The sequence below is a fragment of the Enterobacter cloacae complex sp. IR5402 genome, assembly GCF_049238125.1.
Lineage (GTDB): Bacteria > Pseudomonadota > Gammaproteobacteria > Enterobacterales > Enterobacteriaceae > Enterobacter > Enterobacter hormaechei_C.
In genome coordinates, this window is the sequence record NZ_JBMKHO010000014.1 from 39444 (window position 1) to 56617 (window position 17174).

Annotated in this window: 28 protein-coding genes and 1 pseudogene; 6 read left to right on the forward strand and 23 right to left on the reverse strand. The window is 53.2% G+C overall.

The window, feature by feature from the left end:
• Positions 1-102 precede the first annotated feature (102 nt).
• The 11 genes and pseudogenes from ACOTXL_RS19100 to ACOTXL_RS19150 form a co-directional block, all read right to left on the reverse strand.
• Positions 103-225, reverse strand: coding sequence for a type I toxin-antitoxin system Hok family toxin (locus ACOTXL_RS19100; RefSeq protein WP_176483648.1), 123 nt, complete (start codon positions 223-225; stop codon positions 103-105).
• A pseudogene (locus tag ACOTXL_RS19105) lies at positions 173-322 on the reverse strand (DUF5431 family protein); the annotation flags it as partial. The pseudogene ACOTXL_RS19105 and the gene ACOTXL_RS19100, both read right to left, overlap by 53 nt.
• A 190-nt stretch (positions 323-512) precedes the next feature.
• Positions 513-743 (reverse strand): hypothetical protein, encoded by a 231-nt coding sequence (locus ACOTXL_RS19110; protein ID WP_022650019.1) that lies wholly within the window; start codon positions 741-743, stop codon positions 513-515.
• Positions 734-1465: a plasmid SOS inhibition protein A gene (locus ACOTXL_RS19115; protein ID WP_022650020.1), complete on the reverse strand. Its 732-nt coding sequence runs from the start codon at positions 1463-1465 to the stop codon at positions 734-736. The genes ACOTXL_RS19110 and ACOTXL_RS19115 overlap by 10 nt, the downstream gene beginning before the upstream one ends.
• Positions 1465-1887: a conjugation system SOS inhibitor PsiB gene (gene psiB / locus ACOTXL_RS19120; protein ID WP_096149266.1), complete on the reverse strand. Its 423-nt coding sequence runs from the start codon at positions 1885-1887 to the stop codon at positions 1465-1467. Before psiB ends, ACOTXL_RS19115 begins: the two co-directional genes overlap by 1 nt.
• Positions 1888-1929: 42 nt before the next feature.
• Positions 1930-3915, reverse strand: coding sequence for a ParB/RepB/Spo0J family partition protein (locus ACOTXL_RS19125; RefSeq protein WP_022650022.1), 1986 nt, complete (start codon positions 3913-3915; stop codon positions 1930-1932).
• A gap of 68 nt (positions 3916-3983) precedes the next feature.
• Positions 3984-4229 (reverse strand): DUF905 family protein, encoded by a 246-nt coding sequence (locus ACOTXL_RS19130; protein WP_032623592.1) that lies wholly within the window; start codon positions 4227-4229, stop codon positions 3984-3986.
• A 697-nt stretch (positions 4230-4926) separates the two neighbouring features.
• Positions 4927-5181: a DNA polymerase III subunit theta gene (locus ACOTXL_RS19135; RefSeq protein WP_022650024.1), complete on the reverse strand. Its 255-nt coding sequence runs from the start codon at positions 5179-5181 to the stop codon at positions 4927-4929.
• Positions 5182-5195: 14 nt separating this feature from the next.
• On the reverse strand, positions 5196-5360 hold the full coding sequence (locus tag ACOTXL_RS19140) for a hypothetical protein (RefSeq protein ID WP_154590114.1): 165 nt from the start codon (positions 5358-5360) through the stop codon (positions 5196-5198).
• Positions 5344-5535 (reverse strand): hypothetical protein, encoded by a 192-nt coding sequence (locus ACOTXL_RS19145; RefSeq protein WP_022650025.1) that lies wholly within the window; start codon positions 5533-5535, stop codon positions 5344-5346. The genes ACOTXL_RS19140 and ACOTXL_RS19145 overlap by 17 nt, the downstream gene beginning before the upstream one ends.
• A 42-nt stretch (positions 5536-5577) precedes the next feature.
• A complete protein-coding gene (locus ACOTXL_RS19150) occupies positions 5578-6078 on the reverse strand; it encodes an antirestriction protein ArdA (RefSeq protein WP_022650026.1) in 501 nt (166 codons plus the stop codon).
• Between ACOTXL_RS19150 and ACOTXL_RS19155 the strand changes: the two genes are divergently transcribed.
• Complete coding sequence (locus ACOTXL_RS19155; RefSeq protein ID WP_032623563.1) at positions 6071-6316, forward strand: hypothetical protein; 246 nt, start codon at positions 6071-6073, stop codon at positions 6314-6316. The genes ACOTXL_RS19150 and ACOTXL_RS19155 overlap by 8 nt on opposite strands.
• Before the next feature lie 152 nt (positions 6317-6468).
• Here the strand turns inward: ACOTXL_RS19155 and ACOTXL_RS19160 are convergent, their stop codons facing one another.
• The gene (locus tag ACOTXL_RS19160) at positions 6469-7248 is read right to left on the reverse strand and encodes a hypothetical protein (protein WP_022650027.1); all 780 of its coding nucleotides are present in this window, start codon (positions 7246-7248) and stop codon (positions 6469-6471) included.
• Positions 7249-7266: 18 nt separating this feature from the next.
• On the opposite strand from ACOTXL_RS19160, the gene ACOTXL_RS19165 reads away from it, so the two are divergent.
• Positions 7267-7431 carry a hypothetical protein gene (locus ACOTXL_RS19165; RefSeq protein ID WP_162183710.1) on the forward strand — a complete coding sequence of 55 codons (165 nt, stop codon included), beginning with the start codon at positions 7267-7269 and terminating at the stop codon, positions 7429-7431.
• A 179-nt stretch (positions 7432-7610) separates the two neighbouring features.
• Here ACOTXL_RS19165 and ACOTXL_RS19170 read toward each other — a convergent pair whose 3' ends face one another.
• The 4 genes from ACOTXL_RS19170 to ACOTXL_RS19185 all read right to left on the reverse strand — a co-directional run bounded on the left by ACOTXL_RS19170 (position 7611) and on the right by ACOTXL_RS19185 (position 9863).
• On the reverse strand, positions 7611-8033 hold the full coding sequence (locus ACOTXL_RS19170; protein ID WP_022650028.1) for a DUF1380 family protein: 423 nt from the start codon (positions 8031-8033) through the stop codon (positions 7611-7613).
• A 55-nt stretch (positions 8034-8088) separates the two neighbouring features.
• Positions 8089-8310 (reverse strand): hypothetical protein, encoded by a 222-nt coding sequence (locus tag ACOTXL_RS19175; protein ID WP_022650029.1) that lies wholly within the window; start codon positions 8308-8310, stop codon positions 8089-8091.
• Positions 8307-8999 carry a DNA methylase gene (locus tag ACOTXL_RS19180; RefSeq protein ID WP_022650030.1) on the reverse strand — a complete coding sequence of 231 codons (693 nt, stop codon included), beginning with the start codon at positions 8997-8999 and terminating at the stop codon, positions 8307-8309. The genes ACOTXL_RS19175 and ACOTXL_RS19180 overlap by 4 nt, the downstream gene beginning before the upstream one ends.
• 396 nt (positions 9000-9395) lie before the next feature.
• Complete coding sequence (locus ACOTXL_RS19185) at positions 9396-9863, reverse strand: hypothetical protein (protein WP_022650031.1); 468 nt, start codon at positions 9861-9863, stop codon at positions 9396-9398.
• 365 nt (positions 9864-10228) lie between these two features.
• Between ACOTXL_RS19185 and umuD the strand changes: the two genes are divergently transcribed.
• Both umuD and ACOTXL_RS19195 read left to right on the forward strand, forming a co-directional pair.
• Complete coding sequence (umuD, locus tag ACOTXL_RS19190; RefSeq protein ID WP_022650032.1) at positions 10229-10657, forward strand: translesion error-prone DNA polymerase V autoproteolytic subunit; 429 nt, start codon at positions 10229-10231, stop codon at positions 10655-10657.
• Complete coding sequence (locus tag ACOTXL_RS19195) at positions 10657-11928, forward strand: Y-family DNA polymerase (RefSeq protein WP_022650033.1); 1272 nt, start codon at positions 10657-10659, stop codon at positions 11926-11928. The genes umuD and ACOTXL_RS19195 overlap by 1 nt, the downstream gene beginning before the upstream one ends.
• Positions 11929-11931: 3 nt before the next feature.
• On the opposite strand, the gene ACOTXL_RS19200 is transcribed toward ACOTXL_RS19195, so the two are convergent.
• Together ACOTXL_RS19200 and parM are read right to left on the reverse strand one after the other, a co-directional pair.
• Positions 11932-12321, reverse strand: a complete 390-nt coding sequence (locus ACOTXL_RS19200; protein WP_022650034.1) for a plasmid partitioning/stability family protein — start codon at positions 12319-12321, stop codon at positions 11932-11934.
• Positions 12322-12325: 4 nt separating this feature from the next.
• The gene (parM, locus tag ACOTXL_RS19205) at positions 12326-13297 is read right to left on the reverse strand and encodes a plasmid segregation protein ParM domain-containing protein (protein WP_022650035.1); all 972 of its coding nucleotides are present in this window, start codon (positions 13295-13297) and stop codon (positions 12326-12328) included.
• Between the two features lie 236 nt (positions 13298-13533).
• On the opposite strand from parM, the gene ACOTXL_RS19210 reads away from it, so the two are divergent.
• Positions 13534-14172: an AAA family ATPase gene (locus ACOTXL_RS19210; protein WP_022650036.1), complete on the forward strand. Its 639-nt coding sequence runs from the start codon at positions 13534-13536 to the stop codon at positions 14170-14172.
• Entirely contained in the window at positions 14172-14450 is a 279-nt protein-coding gene (locus ACOTXL_RS19215) for a hypothetical protein (protein ID WP_022650037.1), read from the forward strand. The genes ACOTXL_RS19210 and ACOTXL_RS19215 overlap by 1 nt, the downstream gene beginning before the upstream one ends.
• 98 nt (positions 14451-14548) lie before the next feature.
• Here the strand turns inward: ACOTXL_RS19215 and ACOTXL_RS19220 are convergent, their stop codons facing one another.
• The 5 genes from ACOTXL_RS19220 to ACOTXL_RS19240 are packed head-to-tail and all read right to left on the reverse strand — an operon-like array spanning position 14549 to position 17069.
• A complete protein-coding gene (locus tag ACOTXL_RS19220) occupies positions 14549-15328 on the reverse strand; it encodes a site-specific integrase (protein WP_022650038.1) in 780 nt (259 codons plus the stop codon).
• On the reverse strand, positions 15325-15657 hold the full coding sequence (locus ACOTXL_RS19225; RefSeq protein WP_032623564.1) for a hypothetical protein: 333 nt from the start codon (positions 15655-15657) through the stop codon (positions 15325-15327). Before ACOTXL_RS19225 ends, ACOTXL_RS19220 begins: the two co-directional genes overlap by 4 nt.
• Before the next feature lie 25 nt (positions 15658-15682).
• The gene (locus ACOTXL_RS19230) at positions 15683-16348 is read right to left on the reverse strand and encodes a hypothetical protein (protein WP_022650040.1); all 666 of its coding nucleotides are present in this window, start codon (positions 16346-16348) and stop codon (positions 15683-15685) included.
• Between the two features lie 30 nt (positions 16349-16378).
• Positions 16379-16708 carry a hypothetical protein gene (locus tag ACOTXL_RS19235; protein WP_022650041.1) on the reverse strand — a complete coding sequence of 110 codons (330 nt, stop codon included), beginning with the start codon at positions 16706-16708 and terminating at the stop codon, positions 16379-16381.
• 46 nt (positions 16709-16754) lie between these two features.
• The gene (locus ACOTXL_RS19240) at positions 16755-17069 is read right to left on the reverse strand and encodes a hypothetical protein (RefSeq protein ID WP_022650042.1); all 315 of its coding nucleotides are present in this window, start codon (positions 17067-17069) and stop codon (positions 16755-16757) included.
• Between the last annotated feature and the right edge of the window lie 105 nt (positions 17070-17174).

A 17174-nucleotide genomic window follows, 5' to 3' on the forward strand; every position in this document is an offset into this window, starting at 1 on the left:
AAAGGGGCTACCGGCGAACCGGCAACCCCTTCATAAAGGCGCTTCAGGCATGTCAAACCAACTCAGCCCTGAAAAGGCGGGGTTTCCCCCGCCTCCAGGTTGCTACTTACCGTTGGATTCGTAAGCCAGAATTGCAGCGACCTCCCGTTGTCCGTCCCTCAGGCGAATTTCGCAAAGCGATTTTCGCGTCAGGTAAGTGAATATCAGCAGTGTGAGACACACTATGAGTACGCACCAGATAACGGTACTTCGCGGCAGTTTCATGGTTTACTCCTCCTTGCATTAAGCACGGTAAGAGGCCATACTGTTGTTGATCAGACATACAGGGGGCCTCGTGGGTTAATGAAAATTAACTACGGGGCTTTCTGCTTTCTGCCACACAACACGGCAACAAACCACCTTCACGTCATGAGGCAAAAAGCCTCAAGCGCCATCGCCATTATATCCCGACGAGCCGATTCTGCCCAGGAATAACAGTCTGATTACTGGATAAATCCTGACCTTTACCTGATTTACTCAGGATCACTTCTGCCTGTGGACCAGTTATGTATCTGTTCGTCGAGCGCTTCAAGATGCTGATCAATGCTTTCTGCGAGTCGCTCACTTTCAGTCTCCAGCCAGCCGCTTAATCCGTCCCACTCATAGCACATCTCTTTCAGCTTTTCCGACATAGTCCGAAGTTTATTGCGCTGGCTGCGGGCAACCTTCAGCTCCGTTTTCCACGGATTGTTTCTCACGGCCATATAGACCTCAGCGTGATTTTGTTCGGTACCATCCAGCGCTCCAGCTCTTTCTCCGCCGGTGTTGAGGATCCCGCCACATCATGTACATCGAGAACAATGTCTTGCGCACGGTCGTAGTAAGCCTTCACCAGATGAGACAACGAGGGGCTGCGTTCCGTCCACGCCCACAACATTCGCTGGATGTCATAGTCCCGTATATCCTGCTGGGACCAGAACTCATACCATGCACGCAGTGTCTCCGGTGTCTGAAATGCCAGGTCGATTTCAGCCTGCCCCACGCGGTTCTGGTACTTCTCTTCCTTTTCACGGTGTCGCCGTGATTCCTGACGGGAATAAAGATTATCCTCGCGCACTTCCCGCTGCGTGTGGCGCTCTCTGATGCTGAACGCCTGCTCCGGAAACAGGTTCTGCACCATGTTGGTACCGAGCGGAGGGTAACACAGGCGACCGCGGCTACTGATCAGTATGTCAAACGCCTCTTCATATCGGGCCAGAGAAATTTTATCGCCCTTCAGCCAGTACGCCCCGCGCACCTGGTTGATCGCCTTTCCACTAATTTTACTGCTACCAGTCAGGAACCGGAAAAATGCTCTGGAATAGGGATACGGCTGCGGGTGTCGGCTTCCGTACCGCCCGCCCCCCTCTTCTACGGCAATAATGGCTCGTAACGCTGCCTCACGCTCCGGCAGTTGCGTGACAAGAGAAAGGTGACGAGGGATCATCAGGCCACCTCCATGCGCAGCGTTGAGAGAATATCGAATATTGAGTATCCATCACTGTCCAGCCTGCTGGTCAGGCTCAGCACATGGTTTATCACAGCAGCGTCAGATTGTGGGCATGAGCGGATACAGGATACTTCCTGCCCTTTTCTCCAGACCAACAGCATGATCCAGTCCTGACTAAACTCACCAGGACTACACAGAACCACTTCAAATCGGCCATGAGTGGGCGAAAAACGGATCTGCACGGGAAATAAGCCCCCGAACTCGCTACGATACTCCCCGTTAACATCCCAGTTTTCAGGCGCACTCAGTGCCCCCATAACAGCGTGTGTCATCTCACGGCGGTAGGAGTAACCAGCGGCGCGGCAGGTTTCGAAATCTTCACCGATCATGGAGGAAAGCTTAAAGTTTGGCATATTCATCAGATATCTCCTTATTGCCGCCCCGTAGGGCGGCTATCCTTATCAGGCGGCAATTGCCGCGTTGTCAGTGTCGGTATCGGTGCTGTCTTTTGCATCAGGCTGCGGTGACTGTAACCATGCAGGAACCCAACGGTTCTGCTTCATAAAGAACTCCGCATGCACTGCCGCGTCGCCTTTCTTCATTTTTTCTGCGTCAGCAGCGGCACCAGTCAGACCTGCATCTTTAAGTGAAGTGACTATCTGTGAATGTTTCAGGCTACCGAAGTAGTTCTCTTTTGTAGGCTGCCACCAGTCGCGAAGGTGAAAACCTATCGCGGCCTCAACCGTATCGAGAGGGCTACGTGATGTGTGTCCATTATCACGCGTCTGTACACCATCTACGGAACAAGCCGCACAGAAGGCCAGCAATGACATCAGTACCTCTCCGTTCAGGGCGAAGAAGGTCGTGAAGTCCTTCTCCCATCCTGCTGGCAGCAGGGTTTTCAGGCGCTCTTTTTCGGTCATCAGGGCTTCAAACGCTGCGCCTTCTTTACCGGATGGGGCGTTCTCAGTGAGGCTGCTGTGAGAAACGGTCAGGTTGATACGGAACGGATGCGGCGTGGTCACACATCCAGCAAAAACGCAGGTACACATACGCCAGACCATAAGCGCCACAGCCTTTTCAGGTTGCTGCATTAGCGCGGCCTGTACCGCCAGAGTGCGCTCGGATGACATTTTGGTGAGCAGCGGGATGCTGATCCCTTCTGCTGCATCAGGTCGATGCATATGAGTCACGGCAGGAGACTGCGCGGAATCCTCTCCGTTACTGTCATGGTCAGGTAAATCAGACATGCGGCATATACCACGCTGAATACGAAGCGCACCGTGCATGTAGCTCACCACCACGCCTGATTTTGCTTTCAGATCTTCTGTCCACCCACGAAGCTCAGCGGCATGTTCAATGAGGGATATTTCGCTGCTAATGGCCTCGGCTTCATCACTGTCAGGATCCAGAGCGTTAAATTTGTCGGACAGTTCATCGATACGGCGGCTGTCATCTTCGCTGTAGATTGCATCTGGCTCCGGTAGAATGCGGTAGTCCTTTCCGTCAGGTCCGTAAAGGTTAATTGCAGCCAGACGTCCGGTACCCCACATCCAGCCCTCTTTTTGATGGATTTCCTGAGCGATCAATTCAAGTTTTTCCAGTACCAGACGTTCAACAAGCAGACTGTCTACTGTTCCGTCCCCTTCCTGCTCACTGAACAGATCTTCACGGACAATTCCGCCTGCGGCTTCATAAACTTCCCGCCCGATAAATGCGAAACGTGGATGCGAGACAGAAATTTCACTTTCCGTAATACGATTTTTAAGTGCGTTTACGGTAGTGCGTCCCCATTCCTCCTTTACGCTTTCGTAAACAGCAACCTGACGCTCAGGATCGCTTTCAAGACACAACACCTGACACTGTTCAACATCAAGCTGACCTTCTGCCAGAAGTGCAAGCAGTGACGGGGCAAGACTGGCAAGTTTGAGCATGCGCTGGACGTGGCGGGAACCGTACCCAAGCACCTCACCAATCTGCGCGGGAGTTTTTCCCTGCGCCGCCAGTGTACCAAACGCTGTGATCTGCTCGGCAGGGTGCATGGTTTCAAGCTCGTTGTTCTCGGCGTAAGAAGCCTCAACAGCAAGCTCGTCGCTGACACGTTTAACCGGAACCTGATAATCTGGTTTGATACGCCCCATTTCAGACATGAGCGTCAGCGCAGTCAGACGCCGACCACCTGCTGCCACACCGTATTTTCCCTCGGGCAGGGCATGGACAACCAGATTGTGAAGCAGTCCGAGGCTTTCAATGGAGTTAGCCAGTCGCTTAACGCTCTCGGTGGTGTAGGGCATCGTGCGTACGTTCAGCGGTGATTTAATGAGATCGGTCAGCGGAACATACTCAATGACTGCCGCATCGAGGGCTGTTTTCAGCGCCTCGTTTCCGGCAGTTTTATTCTTACTGGTTTTTTTTGGTGCTTTTGATTTAACATCTGCAACTGTCATGATTTAGTACCTCTCAGTATTAATGATTGTCTTGCCCTGCGGAGTGACAGCTCCGACAGGGCCCCTTCTTACTGCTGTTTTCTGGCTCTGTAACTGGCAAGAGCGCGGTTAAGCAATGCCCCCACGTCGTTCTCAAAGTTCCACGCGCACTTCGTCAAAAACCCTTCTTCACCCCGCACAACAAGCTGAAAATAAGTACCCTGATCGTTCTCAATACTGACGTTGGTGTACTGCGCCACCAGAGCGGTCGCCTCTTCACGGGTAAACGGCCCCTGAGGCAGCACCACGGGTGCAGTGACAGTACTGCCATTCAATAGAGCCGCCAGTTCGTTTTCTTCGGCGGTGGGTTCGCGCAGCAGCACTGGCTGATTCAGAAATTCCTGTAATGTTTTTCCCACTGAATACTTCCTTTAAAAAAGTGGCTGGTTTTAAAACCCATCACCCGTTGAGTTACGGGAGCCGCGGTTTTGACGTTTCGCGGGAACCTGCTGAACTTTCCCGGGGGATAAAACATCACCCGTTTGAGAACCTTCGCCGCAGGTGCGTAAACGACACCGGCCGAGGCAGATGTCCGGGGCGGACGCAAAAAGTTTTTGCCTGCAAAAAGTTTTGGTGGCCGTGCGTCAGCATTCACCCTGGACAGCCACGAGGACTGTGGCGGTCTCAGCACCCGGAGGAGGGACTCAAAGGGGTGTAAAAGGACCGGATGGAATGGGCAGGGACACGCCGCAATGACGGGAAGCCGCGCGCGGCGAAACGACATTGCCCCCTACATCACGACGGGGTATTTACGGCGTGATGCAGGGAGCGCAGGAAACGGCGCGACTGAGCGGCGCAGCCGGAACGGCTGCTGCAAGCGATGGGGGTTGCGTCATGGGATGGACACCCGCTGCCCCGCAGGGGCCGGGCAGAGACAGCTTTGCTGGCTCTGTGCGAAGCATGACAGCCCGCCCGGACGCCCACTGCAACAAAGGCAATGAGTTTGATTTACAGCATATCTTACTGAAAAAATTACTTTTTATTTGCCTCGGCCATTTCGGAATATTGTGGATCGCTGGCTTTCGGCAACTGCTGGCTAAGCTGGCGGTAATGGCGCAACCTTTCCAGAAAATATTCGCGAAGCTCTTCGGGCACCTCTCGTGCCACAATTTCCGGCACCACTGGCTGATTTAGCCGCTCTTTAAATGCCACACCTGACGCGGCCAGGTCTACGGCGATCCTGTCCTGATCCTCTTTTGAACGTACCGAAAGATTAAATTCGCTCATGTTTTTCCTCTCTTTCACGCGCCTGCAACGAGATCGTTGCTGACTTTTTCTGCCGGGGCGGTTTGTAACTGCGCCGCAGGCGCGGTAACAACCGCCGGCAGGCAAAGCCTGCCAGGGTTTTTCGCGCGGGCTAACAGGCGGATGATACCGCCTGCCAGGTTATCAGTTACCTTTTCCACCCTGCAAAATGAAATGACCGCCGATATACACCGCACGCTGGCAGGTCATGTAATAGCATATTTCGTCGATCACCTGCTCCGTTCTTAATTCCCGTTGACCATTTTCACGTCGACGGGCGTTAATAATATTTTTGTACTGACGCAGGATGTCACGGGTCTGTGGATCAAGTTTCATTTTTATTCTCCTTTGTGGCGGGGCCCTGCCCCGCCTCTGACATCAACCGTTGAACACGTAGCCATCCAGAAATACCAGACCATCCAGGAACAAATCCCGCGCCCAGGCTCCCATATCGAAATAGCAACGCAGCGATTCCGGAATGTCATTGAGAAGGCCGCACTCTTCTGCCATAGTCCAGGCGTAGTCCTCTTCGCTCTCAGCTTCTCCGCAATAAGCATCCTCGAAGGCGTCATAATCACACTCTCCGGAGTATTCCACCCAGGCAATAAATGCAGCATCCATACCGTCTTCTACTGCGCGCTTGTAGGCTTCAATGAAATTCCAGTCAACGGAAGATTCGGATGCAAATGCTGACGGGATCCCTTCCCAGTCCTGGAACATGAGTTCCGGGTCGGATTCATTGGCGTGCAGCTCGTTGCAGGCTTCCAGAAACTCTGCTTTATCATCAAAGTCGGTGAGGTCAAACCATTTACCGTAGAGGCTACCGCAGTTGTATTTGTGGTATGTACCTACATAAATCGCCGGGGTGGTAGTGTTCATAAAACTCCTCCAGTGTCTGTGTCGTCTGAGTTCCGGCTTACGCCGTGCCGACACGACAGCCCGACTTCGAGCGGAAGATGCAGGGGCGACACCGGAGGCCGCAGCGCAGATAAACAGCGATGACGGTCTGGACGGTTCTCCCGCGAATATTGAGCGGGAGAACGACGGGAAGAACGGCATCAGGCGTAAAAATCTGCGACCGGGCGAGGATGGCGGCGGAGCGAACCCTTGCATCTGAAGCGATCGGGCTAAAGTGAAGGCACGGCGTTAGCCGCAGACCGCACGGACGTTTTCACCTGCGTCCCCGTAACATCGTGGAGGGGGCGCCGGTAAAGCGGAGCGTGCGACATCCTTTTCGCAATAAGGCGGGGCGCATTGCCCCGCCCAAAATCAGGCGGCAATCCGGATGCCGGAGAAGGATTTCATCATCGCGTCAATCTCGGTTCGTGCGCTGCTGACCACATCCCGCAGCCAGTGTCTGTCAAACCAGTCGCGGGATGGGCTGTCAGGGTGACGAAGGGCATAAGGCACGTGGGTCTGCCCGACTGTACGGCCATTGCATTCCAGACGGATTTGCAGACGGCGAAAGGTTTCCTTCCCGTCGAGTACCGCTTTAAGACGCGCGTCGAGCGTCTCATTATCCCACTGCGCATCATCCTGCACCTGCTCCACTTCCGTTACTGTCAGGAGGAAATTACGGGTTCGGCGGGTAAATACCAGCGGTTCAGCGGCGGGGCGCAAGGCTTCCATCAGGCGGTATCCGGCGGATGCCACGCAGCTACAGACGTGGTTAATCTCGTCACGCAGGGCTTTCAGCAGACAGAGGATATGTTTCGTGGACATAGCCTCAGGGCAATTATCATATTCAAGCGAAATGGTTCCGGCATGAGCCTTACGATGCCCCAGCGAATTACGATAAAGGCGGACAATCAGTTCACTTCCTGCCAGTAATGACAGCAGCACCTTCATTGCCTGATCGGACATCAAACCACGCAGTGCAATCTCAGGTAACAGACGCTGCAACTGTAAAGCATCGAGCTGGCCATAGAACGCAACGCCTTCTCCTCTGGAGTAATTCAGGCTTGTATCGATATCCATGTTGGCTGGCCAGCCGCGGGCTACGAGCGTGTTTCGGGTATGACGGTGCATAAAGCGGTAAGCAATGGTCATGATATTCTCCTCTTCTGAATGCGGCGACGTCTTCGCCGTGCCGACACGACAGCCCGACATCGAGCGGAAAATGCAGGGGCGACACCGGAGGCCGCAGCGCAGATAAACAGCGATGACGGTCTGGACGGTTCTCCCGCGAATATTGAGCGGGAGAACGACGGGAAGAACGGCATGAAGCATTAAATCACTGCGACCGGGCGAGGATGGCGGCGGAGCGAACCCTTGCATTTGCAGCGTTCGGGCTAAAGTGAAGGCACGGCGCTCACATCCGCCGCGCCAGCGCGGCATAAAAAGCGGAGTTAACGACATCCTCTTTCGCTGTGAATTGTCACCGGTTGCCGGGGACGCTCCCCCGGCCGTTCTCAGGCTACCAGCGCGTCTTTCAGTGCGTAGACGTCATTCCTTGCTTCCTTTACGGAATCGGGTTCAGGCCGCCCGGCCTCCCAGGCCATTCCGGCGCGATGCTCCAGCTCACACTCATAGTCGCGCAGGACGCGTGCAAGTAAAGCTGCGGGTACACTCACCTGACGGTTTGCCGCTTCCCGCTGATGGGTCAGGAGATCGCTGACAGTCAGATTATTTACCCCCTCCTGGCGGTATTGCGTCATTTTCATTTCACCAAGCGCCTTCATCACCGCCCGGATTTCAGCCTCGTCCGGTTCTGGCTGGGTTTCACGGCAGGCCACGCTAATCCCCTCTTCCGTCCAGACCAGCAGGACCAGGGGTTCGTCAGACGTGAACATGGTTTCAAGCTGTACACAAAGTTCTTTGCGGGTTCCGTACATTTTTTTATCTCTTTCGTAAGTGGTTACAGGCCGGGCATCAGCCCGGCAGGGTCAGTCAGCCCTGAAAGGTTTCGTCCAGCACCAGGGCTTCGCGGTAGGCTTCCAGAAGCAGGGTGTTGATCCGGCGCAGGGTCTGGGCGGCCATACGTTCAGCCAGCGTTGCCGCGTCGTGCCGGTGCTGAGATTCGAGGCGGTTCAGCAGCATCCGCACGTCACACATGGCATTGCTGAGCTCGGCCACGTCCGCGCGCAGGGATTCAAGGCCCGGGTAGTTCATGCCGCCTCCGGATAATCAGGGTAAAACGTACCGTCATTGGCCGCCGGCATCCTTCTCGCCCGTTCAACCTGTGCCAGACGGCGAACGCCGGCGGCGTGGTACTGCTCAAGCATCTCGATCCCGATATAGCGGCGGCTGGCTTCGGCGGCGGCCACGCAGGTGGAGCCGCTACCGGCGAACGGGTCAAGGACAATGGCCCCCGGACGCGTGAGCGATTCAATCAGTGGCCGCAGGCTCTGCACCGGCTTCTCCGTCGGATGGTGTCTGTTGCCCGTGTATTTCCAGGGGATCACGTCCGGGATGGGGCGGTCCGGGGTTTGCGGTCGCCCCTTCGCGAGCAGGTAAGCGTTCTCATGGGTGTAGCCCACGAACGTTGATTTGGAGGCATAACTCTTCGCAAAAACGATATGGCCAACAACGCGGAACCCGGCCGATTTCCACGCATTGAGAAACAGATCTGCGCGGTTCCATGCGTAAAAGCTCACCATCAGACTGTCGTTTTTGAGTACGCGGTACATTTCGTGGCACGCTGGCTGAAGCCATTCCGACGAATTGTCCCCGGCCAGAGTGCGACCGGTACGGTCCTTAAAGCCAACCAGATACGGGGGATCGGTAAGAATAAAATCAACGGCACGTGCCGGAAAACGGGACATCACCTGCACGCAGTCACCCAGGATATAACGGGACATAGACACACTCCTCTCTGATATGCGGCACCCTGTTGCGCCGTGCCGCCACAAAAACCCGGCTCTGAGCGGAGGGCGCAGGGGCGACGCCGCAAGCCGCAGCGCAAGCCTTTCACGGGCTGAATGCACCGTGAAAGGTGCGAACGGGTGAGGACGGAGACAACGTGAACCCTTGCGACCGCAGCGGCCGGGTTAGCGTGAAGGCACGGCGTTGAACACGCCGCCGGCTGGCGGCAGAAAGGCGGAGGGCACCGACATCCTTTGGTACTGATTCTGGTAGCTGAAGTAGCCTCCCGTGTATGACAGAATGACCATAAGTGCGTGTCAGTACACCACTTTGTAGGATCATAAGCCTGGTATGTTTTGGGACGCCTCCGGTCGGTGGCGTCCTTTTTTCCGTTAGCCCCCCTTTACGTGGTCGATAGCGAACTGCAATGTGTCCCAGTTAAAACCGATGCAGGCATCATGGCTGTGGTAACAGACACGCATGGCTTCAGCAATCTCCCCCTCTGTCAGGCTGTCATTGAGGGACATAAAGTCATCAGCCAGCCAGAACGTTCCCATACACAGCGCATCCTGCGGATACTGCTGTAGCCGTGCGATGTGATCTGCCACGGTTACTCCCTCGCGGCAGGCAGATAGCGACGGCAGCACACGATCGGCAATGTCATTCCAGTTCCACTCTTCGTCCTCCGGAACTGCCTCTTGAATAGTGCCGGTTTCCACACCCGGCATCAGGGAAAGCTGCTCCAGCACCTCCCCCAGGTAAAGTCGTTCTCCGCAGGCATCCTCACTCCACAGATAATGGTTGTTGATATACACGGCAAACTCGCCGTTGTTGAGTTCAATACAGGTCAGTCTGAACATGGCTGTGTCCTAAGCATCCGGCACCCAGTTGCACCGTGCCGACACGACAGCCCGACTTCGAGCGGAAGATGCAGGGGCGACACCGGAGGCCGCAGCGCAGATAAACAGCGATGACGTTCTGGACGGTTCTCCCGCGAATATTGAGCGGGAGAACGACGGGAAGAATGGCATCAGGCGTAAAAATCTGCGACCGGGCGAGGATGGCGGCGGAGCGAACCCTTGCATCTGAAGCGATCGGGCTAAAGTAAAGGCACGGCGGGGAACTTCTTTAGGCAACATAGAGTTAAAAAATGGGCAAAGCAAAAACTTGAAAGTACACTCAATAAAGTAATAATACTGTATATAAATACAGTTCGGAGGTGCCTATGTTTGAATTATTGCGTGTCGATTGCGAGCCGGAAATTATCCCAATCCCTCTTTATAGCGAGGGATGCCCGGCGGGGTTCCCGTCCCCGGCGCAGGACTATGTCGAAGCCGAACTTGACCTCAACGATTACTGTATATCCCGACCCAGTTCGACATATTTTGTGCGAGCTATTGGTAATTCCATGACTGATATTGGGCTACATTCTGGCGATCTGATGATTGTTGATAAAGCCGAAAATGCACACCACGGCGATATCGTTATAGCTGAGATTGAAGGTGAATTTACTGTTAAGAGATTATTGTTGAAACCGAGACCAGGGTTACAGGCAATGAATCCAGCCTACCCTACTCTATGGCCAGAACCTGAGCAGCTACAAATTTTCGGTGTCGTAACTGCCTTTGTACATAAAACCCGGGGACATGACTGATGTTCGCCCTGGCAGATGTGAACAGCTTCTATGCGAGTTGTGAGAAGGTCTTTCGTCCTGACTTACGTGATAAACCGGTGGTCGTTCTTAGCAATAATGATGGTTGTGTAATAGCCAGATCGAAGGAAGCGAAACAGCTTGGGATCAAAATGGGGATTCCCTGGTTCCAGCTGAAGACAATGCAGTTCCCGGAGAAAGTGCTTACGTTTTCCAGCAATTATGAGCTTTACGCGAGTCTGAGCAACCGGGTCATGGCACATCTGGAAGAACTGGCGCCCCGCGTAGAGCAGTACAGCATCGACGAGATGTTCCTGGACATTCGCGGCATCGATGGCTGTACCGACTTTGAAGATTTCGGCCGGCAGCTGCGCGAGCACGTCCTAAGAGGAACCGGACTGACAATTGGCGTTGGGATGGGGCCAACAAAAACTTTAGCAAAATCAGCGCAATGGGCTTCAAAAGAGTGGCCGCAATTTGGGGGCGTGCTGGCCCTGACTACTGACAATCTTCGTAGGACGGAGAAACTGCTCTCACTGCAGCCAGTAGAGGAAATCTGGGGGGTTGGTCGCCGCATAGGCAAAAAGCTGAATACATACGGCGTGACGACTGCGCTACAGCTGGCGCGCATGAATCCTGCCTTTGTACGCAAAAACTTTACCGTAGTGCTGGAGCGAACCGTACGCGAGCTGAACGGTGAGGCCTGTATATCTCTTGAAGATGTACCGCCCGCGAAGCAGCAGATTGTCTGCAGCCGATCATTCGGGGAGCGCATCACCACTTACGAAGCGTTGCGGCAGGCTATCTGCCAGTATGCCGAACGCGCGGCTGAAAAACTGCGGGGAGAGCATCAGTTCTGCCGGCACATATCGGTCTTTATCAAAACCTCCCCTTTCGCAGTCAACGAAGCGTATTACAGCAACGTGGCCAGTGAAAAACTTCTTGTGCCTACCCGTGACACCCGGGACATCATTAACGCCTCAGTAAAGGCCCTGGATCGTATCTGGATCGACGGGCATAGATATGCAAAGGCTGGCGTAATGCTGAATGACTTCACCCCTACGGGAGTAGCACAGTTAAATCTTTTCGATGACGTTAAGCCGCAGGAACGAAGCGAGGAGCTTATGAAAGCCCTGGATGGCATAAACCATTCAGGGCTCGGGAGGGTATGGTTTGCTGGCCGCGGAATTGCACCAGAATGGCAAATGAAAAGAGAGATGCTTTCTCCGGCATACACGACCAGGTGGTCCGATATCCCCAAAGCCTCAATTTGAGTATCAGAAGAGGCCTTTCATTTTGACCCGGGCCTCTTCCAGTCGACGCTGCTCATCATCTTCAGCAATTTCAGGCTTGATTGCAGAATCAAAATTTCCTGCGCCCAGTTCTGCAAGCACATCACGGATATTGGCCTGGGATGGCTTCCATCCCGTTGTCTGACTGATTAAACCTACCAGGCTATCCGCCGTGAAACTCTTATCCAACAACAGCGCAAGTAAGCCAGGAAGCCGCGGGTCGAGGTGGTGAAGTGCTAAGCCGGAAATAAGCGCTCTCCTATATAAATCTCCTCTATCGTTCCGTGGGACAGAATCAATAATGTCTAAAGACACATTGTCCGCCACCTGGTCCGGATGAAGATAAACAGTAAACTTCTTCCGTTCCTCGCTCACAGTCCTATTCCCCTTTAAATGCAGCGATGGCTTCTACGAGTGATGTTTGCGGTGAATCCATCATGACAACCTTCGAGCCCAGATGTTGCCATGCTGCTTTAACAGCATCCTCGATCAGTGGCGCACCGCCACCAACAATATAAACGCGGTTAACGTCCCTAAACCCAGCCAAGTCATCGACAACCTGGGCACCCAGTGTAGCGATCGCGCTATCGATGGTATCCAACACCAGTGCCGTCTTGCTTTCGTCGTTGATAACCTGCCGGACGAAGTCAGCGTTTGTACGCTGTTTGATAAGTTCATCGGCGACCATAGCACTCGTGTTGCTGGAAGCCATTTTTAACGCCGTGAGTGCAGCGTTCGTTACCAGCGATACGCCGATATCAGAATTTCCGTGTATCGCGCTGACAGAGTCGAACTGGCCAACGATAACGCCAACGTCGAGAGTTGTACCTCCGAGGTCAATCACCAGAGACTTTTCGAACTGCCCTACATTGTCTTTCACCAGACGTTCAAATACGGCAGGCAAGGATTCTGGCATGACTTCGACGTGCTCGATGGTAAACACCTCGCCTTTGTTCAACTTGACTGGACGCATCAGGTTGTCGATTTTCCTCTGAATATTCAGCTCATTCTTCTGACAATCCCTTGTGTAGAACTCACTGATAGGCAAAGTAACAGTCAGTGAGACAGGCTGAGGTTTCAGCCCGCTGTTCAGAAGTGCATGGTGAACCGCCAGAACGTTTACATCGGTATATTGATACTCAATATGAGTAGTAAGAATGGATTCATTGCTGACTTCGTCATAGGTGTATTTTTTACCTTCAAGCTCATAGTTGAAGGTCTGACGTACGCCCATACCTTCCACCTTCCAACCCTGACGAAAAGAGTTAGATGACAATGACTTATAAAGTTTCTTATTGTGGAGCCATGCAAGTTTTACAGTTGTAGAACCATCATCACAATACACTTTCATCCTGAACCCCTTAATACTCAAATTGAGAAAAATGATTGAACTTAAGTGCCTAAGCACTCAGATTGAGTATTAAATCATAAGTATGAAATATTAAAACACAAGTAATATTTATGATTTATTAAAAAATAAATCATATCTCACACTTCATACTTCATATTTTTGATTACAGTTGTTGACTATAACTACGTATGTGACAAAATAAATCATACTTCACACATCATATTTATGAGGCAGAAATGATTACTGTCGTAGGTGGAAACAAAGGCGGTTCAGGTAAAACTACAACGGCATCAAACTTAGCAATAGCTCTAGCCCATGAGGGCCAAGACGTATGCCTGTTAAATGGAGACTTACAACGGACGGCCGCTAAGCACCATGCTGAGCGTGAAGCATCGGGGATAGAGCCAACTTTCACGCTCATCGAAAAATTCGATAATCTGACACAAACCCTTCGAGCATTAGACGAAAAGTATGATCATGTAATCGTGGATGTGGCAGGCAGAAACTCAAGAGAGTTCATTACTAGTGGAGTAGTCGCACATCAGATCATTGCACCATTACAATGCTCACAGCCCGACCTTGATACATTGACGGAACTTGCTCAGCAGATTGAAGCTATGCGTGATCTCAACCCTGAACTGAAGGTCTATTGCTTACAAAGCATGGCCACAACAAACCCAGTGCTAAGAGGAAATGAGCGGAAGGAGTTTCTGGAATACCTTGAAGAGTTTCCAACTATTGAAACGCTGCAAACAGTAATCTGTTTCCGCAAGGTCTATCGAGATTGCATGAGCAATGGAACGGGTGTCGTAGAAACGAATAATGAAGCGGCTAAAGCAGAAATTATGCAGCTAATGAAAGAGGTATTCGCATAATGGTTAAAAAGCCGAGCCAGCAAGCGACAAGCAGAACAGGTGTCACAGCAGAACAAGCTGAAGCCCTCGCGCAGCGCCTTGCCGATAAACCCTACGGAGCACCAGAAAAACCGGAACCTGAAAAACAGTGCCGCACGACAATCTCATTAGGGGAGTCTATGTTAGTGAAGGTCGAAGATATAGCACTGCGGAACAAGCGTAACGGGAAAGATCCTAAAAACGTCAGTGCAATAGTCAGAGAAGCCCTTGAACTTTACTTTCAGAAAACTGGCGAGTAAGAACGATATTACATCATAAGTATGATGTGTGAAGTATGACTTAGGCCGCATTAGCGGCCTTTCCAATATCATGCAGGTCCTCATAGCTTACAGAGAAGTTAAATGGTTCCTTTAAGTAATGACACAGCTTCAGTCTCCGGCATCTGGAACTGCACGCGGTGACGCGCCGCCACATCCAGCGCAAACACTTTCGTGTACACCTCCGTCGAGCTGATGCTCTTATGCCCCATTAAACTCTGAAGCACCTTGAGAGGAATACCGGCATACAGCATGTGCATGGCATAGCTGTGGCGGAATGTGTGCGGTGTCACCGGCACGGAGAACGTCACCCCGTCAGCCGCTGCTGCTTCAACCGCTTCGCTGAGCCAGGTGCGGACCGTCCGGTCGGTAATTTCCCAGATGCGCGCCTTCTCGGTTCTGCCGCTTCGCTTGTTACGTCGTTCAAGAGGTATTTTCAGCGTGGCCACCATCATTTCCAGCTGGCTGACATAGCTCGCATCGGAAAGCGGTACCAGCCGGTGAGCCTGACTGCCGGCGGGTGCCCGGCCTGCCGTTCTGGCGGCTTTTTCAGTCCTTTGTTTGAGTGTGGCCAGCTGCACGAAAGGGTAGGGTGGCACCAGGGAAAAATCACTCCGGGTCAGCGCCAGCGCCTCGTTAATACGGGCGCCGGTGTTCCAGAGGGTGGCCAGCAGCATCTTGCGGTGCAGATCAGGCACATAGTGGAGCAGGGCGCTCACTTCCGGCGCCAGCAGATATTTCGGCAGTTCGTCCTGAACGAGGGCCATCTGGCGCAGGGCCAGTGCGGCAGGGTAGTCGATGGCCACCGGCAGCTGCGCGGCCGAAAATGAGACACCCTGGCCGGGTATTGCCGGCATCATTGCTTGTTGTCCCTGCCGGACAGGTATTGCTCTGTAAGTCGTGCCAGTGCTTTCTGCGCGTAATCTTCGCCCGGGAGCAGACTGATTTCACCCCGGCGTTCCATCCCGGCGCCGATGGCGCTCAGCGTCGTCATCACCGGCAGCAGCCGGCGCAGCTGCTGGGCATGTCCGCACGCTGTACGGATACGATCGGCAAACGCATCCTCATCGCGGGAATATGTCCCGGGCGCAGGACGTTCCCTGCCGTCCTTTTCAGACTGCAATTGCTGACACAGTTTCAGCAGGGAAATAATGTCATTGGCGGCTTCGTTTGCGCATGGTCCGTTCATATATCTTGGTATCACCCTAATTTCCTTACAAATCATAGTCAGGAACCTCACGAGCTTGTCGTGCTCTGGACTTTCGTTGTTTTCGCCACTCAGCCCATAAGACGTTCTGTACTGACCAGGGGCTGTTATTATCAAGGTGTGATGAAGGCATGGCATTAAGTCGCCTCAGTCGCCTGGCCAGTATCATGGCACGCAGACCCAGACGTGAATACTGATAACGGCGTTCTTTAAAGGTCATCTGCCAGTCGGGAGGATTATCATAGTCACTGACAATACTGATATAACGGCTGGCTTCTGGGATCAGCACTGACAGTTCACGAATACGGTAAAGAATCCTGCTGGGTAGTACCCGCCAGTCACCGTCAATATCCTCTGTTGAGAATGGCTCAGCGCTAATACCAGTACGTGTGTACCCTTTATCATCTTCAAACCCTTCATCATTAACCACCTCCGCGCATCCCTGGGCAAATCGTTCGAGGCGAAATACCAGCTGAGTGGAAATAAAATAAAGCTCAGATTCTCGCTTTGTCGCTGCTGCTTCCTTCTCCCGCTGGGTTATCAGCCGCTGCCCGTACCACACACCACCGAATGCAGCACCTGCAGATGAAACCGCCGTAATGATCTGCGGCCACAGGCTGGCGCTGTCCTTCACCACCTTCACGCCTTCGGTCGCGATAAACCAGTCAGCCATATTTGCTCCCTTACTGAAAAATCCCGCCGGTCATACTGACGCAGCGTCTTCACGGAACGGCTCAAAGGCCAGCAGGGCGTCAGCCCTGGAGGCCAGCTCGGTACAGTCCCCGCGCTGCGGGTCGATCTCTTCATCTATGGCCTCGTTATACCGCATGCGCAGCCGCCATCCCGTCACGGGAGGTGCGTTCTGTATGGCCAGCACCATCCCTTCCGGCGACAGCAGTTCGCGGAGGGTGTAGCAGGCGCCGATCCGGGTCGAGTCCCGCAGCCACATCACGGGGTACTCGCTGACCAGCTGGTCATACACGCATTCCGGCGTATGGAAGTAATTCCCGTCCGCCCTGCATAAATCACACATAATCCTTCCTTAACTGAGAATTCCGCCTGCAAGCCTTGTGAAGCCATCACCAGAACAGTAAACCATTCGTTTTAAAAATCTTATCGATGAGGCAGGCTTTCCACGGCGGACAGCTGTGTTCATACTGCGGCAGATGGTAATCACCGGTGAGCACCCAGAAATCAGGCTGGCCTGATTGTTCTGCCACCATTCTGCCGTTTCGTTTGAGAATTTTTGGAGATCGCCATTCCTGACGCCGGCGGGCTGTCTCGACTGGGCAGTCCTCATTAAGGCCAGAGTAAAGCCACAGCTCTTGATGGCCATATACATCCTCAAGCTCCCGGACCACATCGTAAAATGATCTAAATGTTGGTTTCCCCATACCTCGCCTCAAAAATAGTATCTGGTTCAATAGTCACTCAGAGTAATGATGACGCGAAGGATAATCACCTGTGCAGTCACTCACCTGAATATTCCCCTGCTTATT

What these genes read in the sequence shown, in the direction of transcription:
- ACOTXL_RS19225 (WP_032623564.1), bottom strand. Translation starts at nt 15,657, where the DNA reads ATGAACGGACCATGCGCAAACGAAGCCGCCAATGACATTATTTCCCTG.
- ACOTXL_RS19210 (WP_022650036.1), top strand. Translation starts at nt 13,534, where the DNA reads ATGATTACTGTCGTAGGTGGAAACAAAGGCGGTTCAGGTAAAACTACA.
- ACOTXL_RS19235 (WP_022650041.1), bottom strand. Translation starts at nt 16,708, where the DNA reads ATGTGTGATTTATGCAGGGCGGACGGGAATTACTTCCATACGCCGGAA.
- ACOTXL_RS19240 (WP_022650042.1), bottom strand. Translation starts at nt 17,069, where the DNA reads ATGGGGAAACCAACATTTAGATCATTTTACGATGTGGTCCGGGAGCTT.
- psiB (WP_096149266.1), bottom strand. Translation starts at nt 1,887, where the DNA reads ATGAATATGCCAAACTTTAAGCTTTCCTCCATGATCGGTGAAGATTTC.
- ACOTXL_RS19175 (WP_022650029.1), bottom strand. Translation starts at nt 8,310, where the DNA reads ATGAACTACCCGGGCCTTGAATCCCTGCGCGCGGACGTGGCCGAGCTC.
- ACOTXL_RS19220 (WP_022650038.1), bottom strand. Translation starts at nt 15,328, where the DNA reads ATGATGCCGGCAATACCCGGCCAGGGTGTCTCATTTTCGGCCGCGCAG.
- ACOTXL_RS19230 (WP_022650040.1), bottom strand. Translation starts at nt 16,348, where the DNA reads ATGGCTGACTGGTTTATCGCGACCGAAGGCGTGAAGGTGGTGAAGGAC.
- umuD (WP_022650032.1), top strand. Translation starts at nt 10,229, where the DNA reads ATGTTTGAATTATTGCGTGTCGATTGCGAGCCGGAAATTATCCCAATC.
- ACOTXL_RS19150 (WP_022650026.1), bottom strand. Translation starts at nt 6,078, where the DNA reads ATGAACACTACCACCCCGGCGATTTATGTAGGTACATACCACAAATAC.
- parM (WP_022650035.1), bottom strand. Translation starts at nt 13,297, where the DNA reads ATGAAAGTGTATTGTGATGATGGTTCTACAACTGTAAAACTTGCATGG.
- ACOTXL_RS19110 (WP_022650019.1), bottom strand. Translation starts at nt 743, where the DNA reads ATGGCCGTGAGAAACAATCCGTGGAAAACGGAGCTGAAGGTTGCCCGC.
- ACOTXL_RS19180 (WP_022650030.1), bottom strand. Translation starts at nt 8,999, where the DNA reads ATGTCCCGTTATATCCTGGGTGACTGCGTGCAGGTGATGTCCCGTTTT.
- ACOTXL_RS19195 (WP_022650033.1), top strand. Translation starts at nt 10,657, where the DNA reads ATGTTCGCCCTGGCAGATGTGAACAGCTTCTATGCGAGTTGTGAGAAG.
- ACOTXL_RS19145 (WP_022650025.1), bottom strand. Translation starts at nt 5,535, where the DNA reads ATGAAACTTGATCCACAGACCCGTGACATCCTGCGTCAGTACAAAAAT.
- ACOTXL_RS19215 (WP_022650037.1), top strand. Translation starts at nt 14,172, where the DNA reads ATGGTTAAAAAGCCGAGCCAGCAAGCGACAAGCAGAACAGGTGTCACA.
- ACOTXL_RS19160 (WP_022650027.1), bottom strand. Translation starts at nt 7,248, where the DNA reads ATGACCATTGCTTACCGCTTTATGCACCGTCATACCCGAAACACGCTC.
- ACOTXL_RS19170 (WP_022650028.1), bottom strand. Translation starts at nt 8,033, where the DNA reads ATGTACGGAACCCGCAAAGAACTTTGTGTACAGCTTGAAACCATGTTC.
- ACOTXL_RS19185 (WP_022650031.1), bottom strand. Translation starts at nt 9,863, where the DNA reads ATGTTCAGACTGACCTGTATTGAACTCAACAACGGCGAGTTTGCCGTG.
- ACOTXL_RS19165 (WP_162183710.1), top strand. Translation starts at nt 7,267, where the DNA reads ATGCGGCGACGTCTTCGCCGTGCCGACACGACAGCCCGACATCGAGCG.
- ACOTXL_RS19115 (WP_022650020.1), bottom strand. Translation starts at nt 1,465, where the DNA reads ATGATCCCTCGTCACCTTTCTCTTGTCACGCAACTGCCGGAGCGTGAG.
- ACOTXL_RS19125 (WP_022650022.1), bottom strand. Translation starts at nt 3,915, where the DNA reads ATGACAGTTGCAGATGTTAAATCAAAAGCACCAAAAAAAACCAGTAAG.
- ACOTXL_RS19135 (WP_022650024.1), bottom strand. Translation starts at nt 5,181, where the DNA reads ATGAGCGAATTTAATCTTTCGGTACGTTCAAAAGAGGATCAGGACAGG.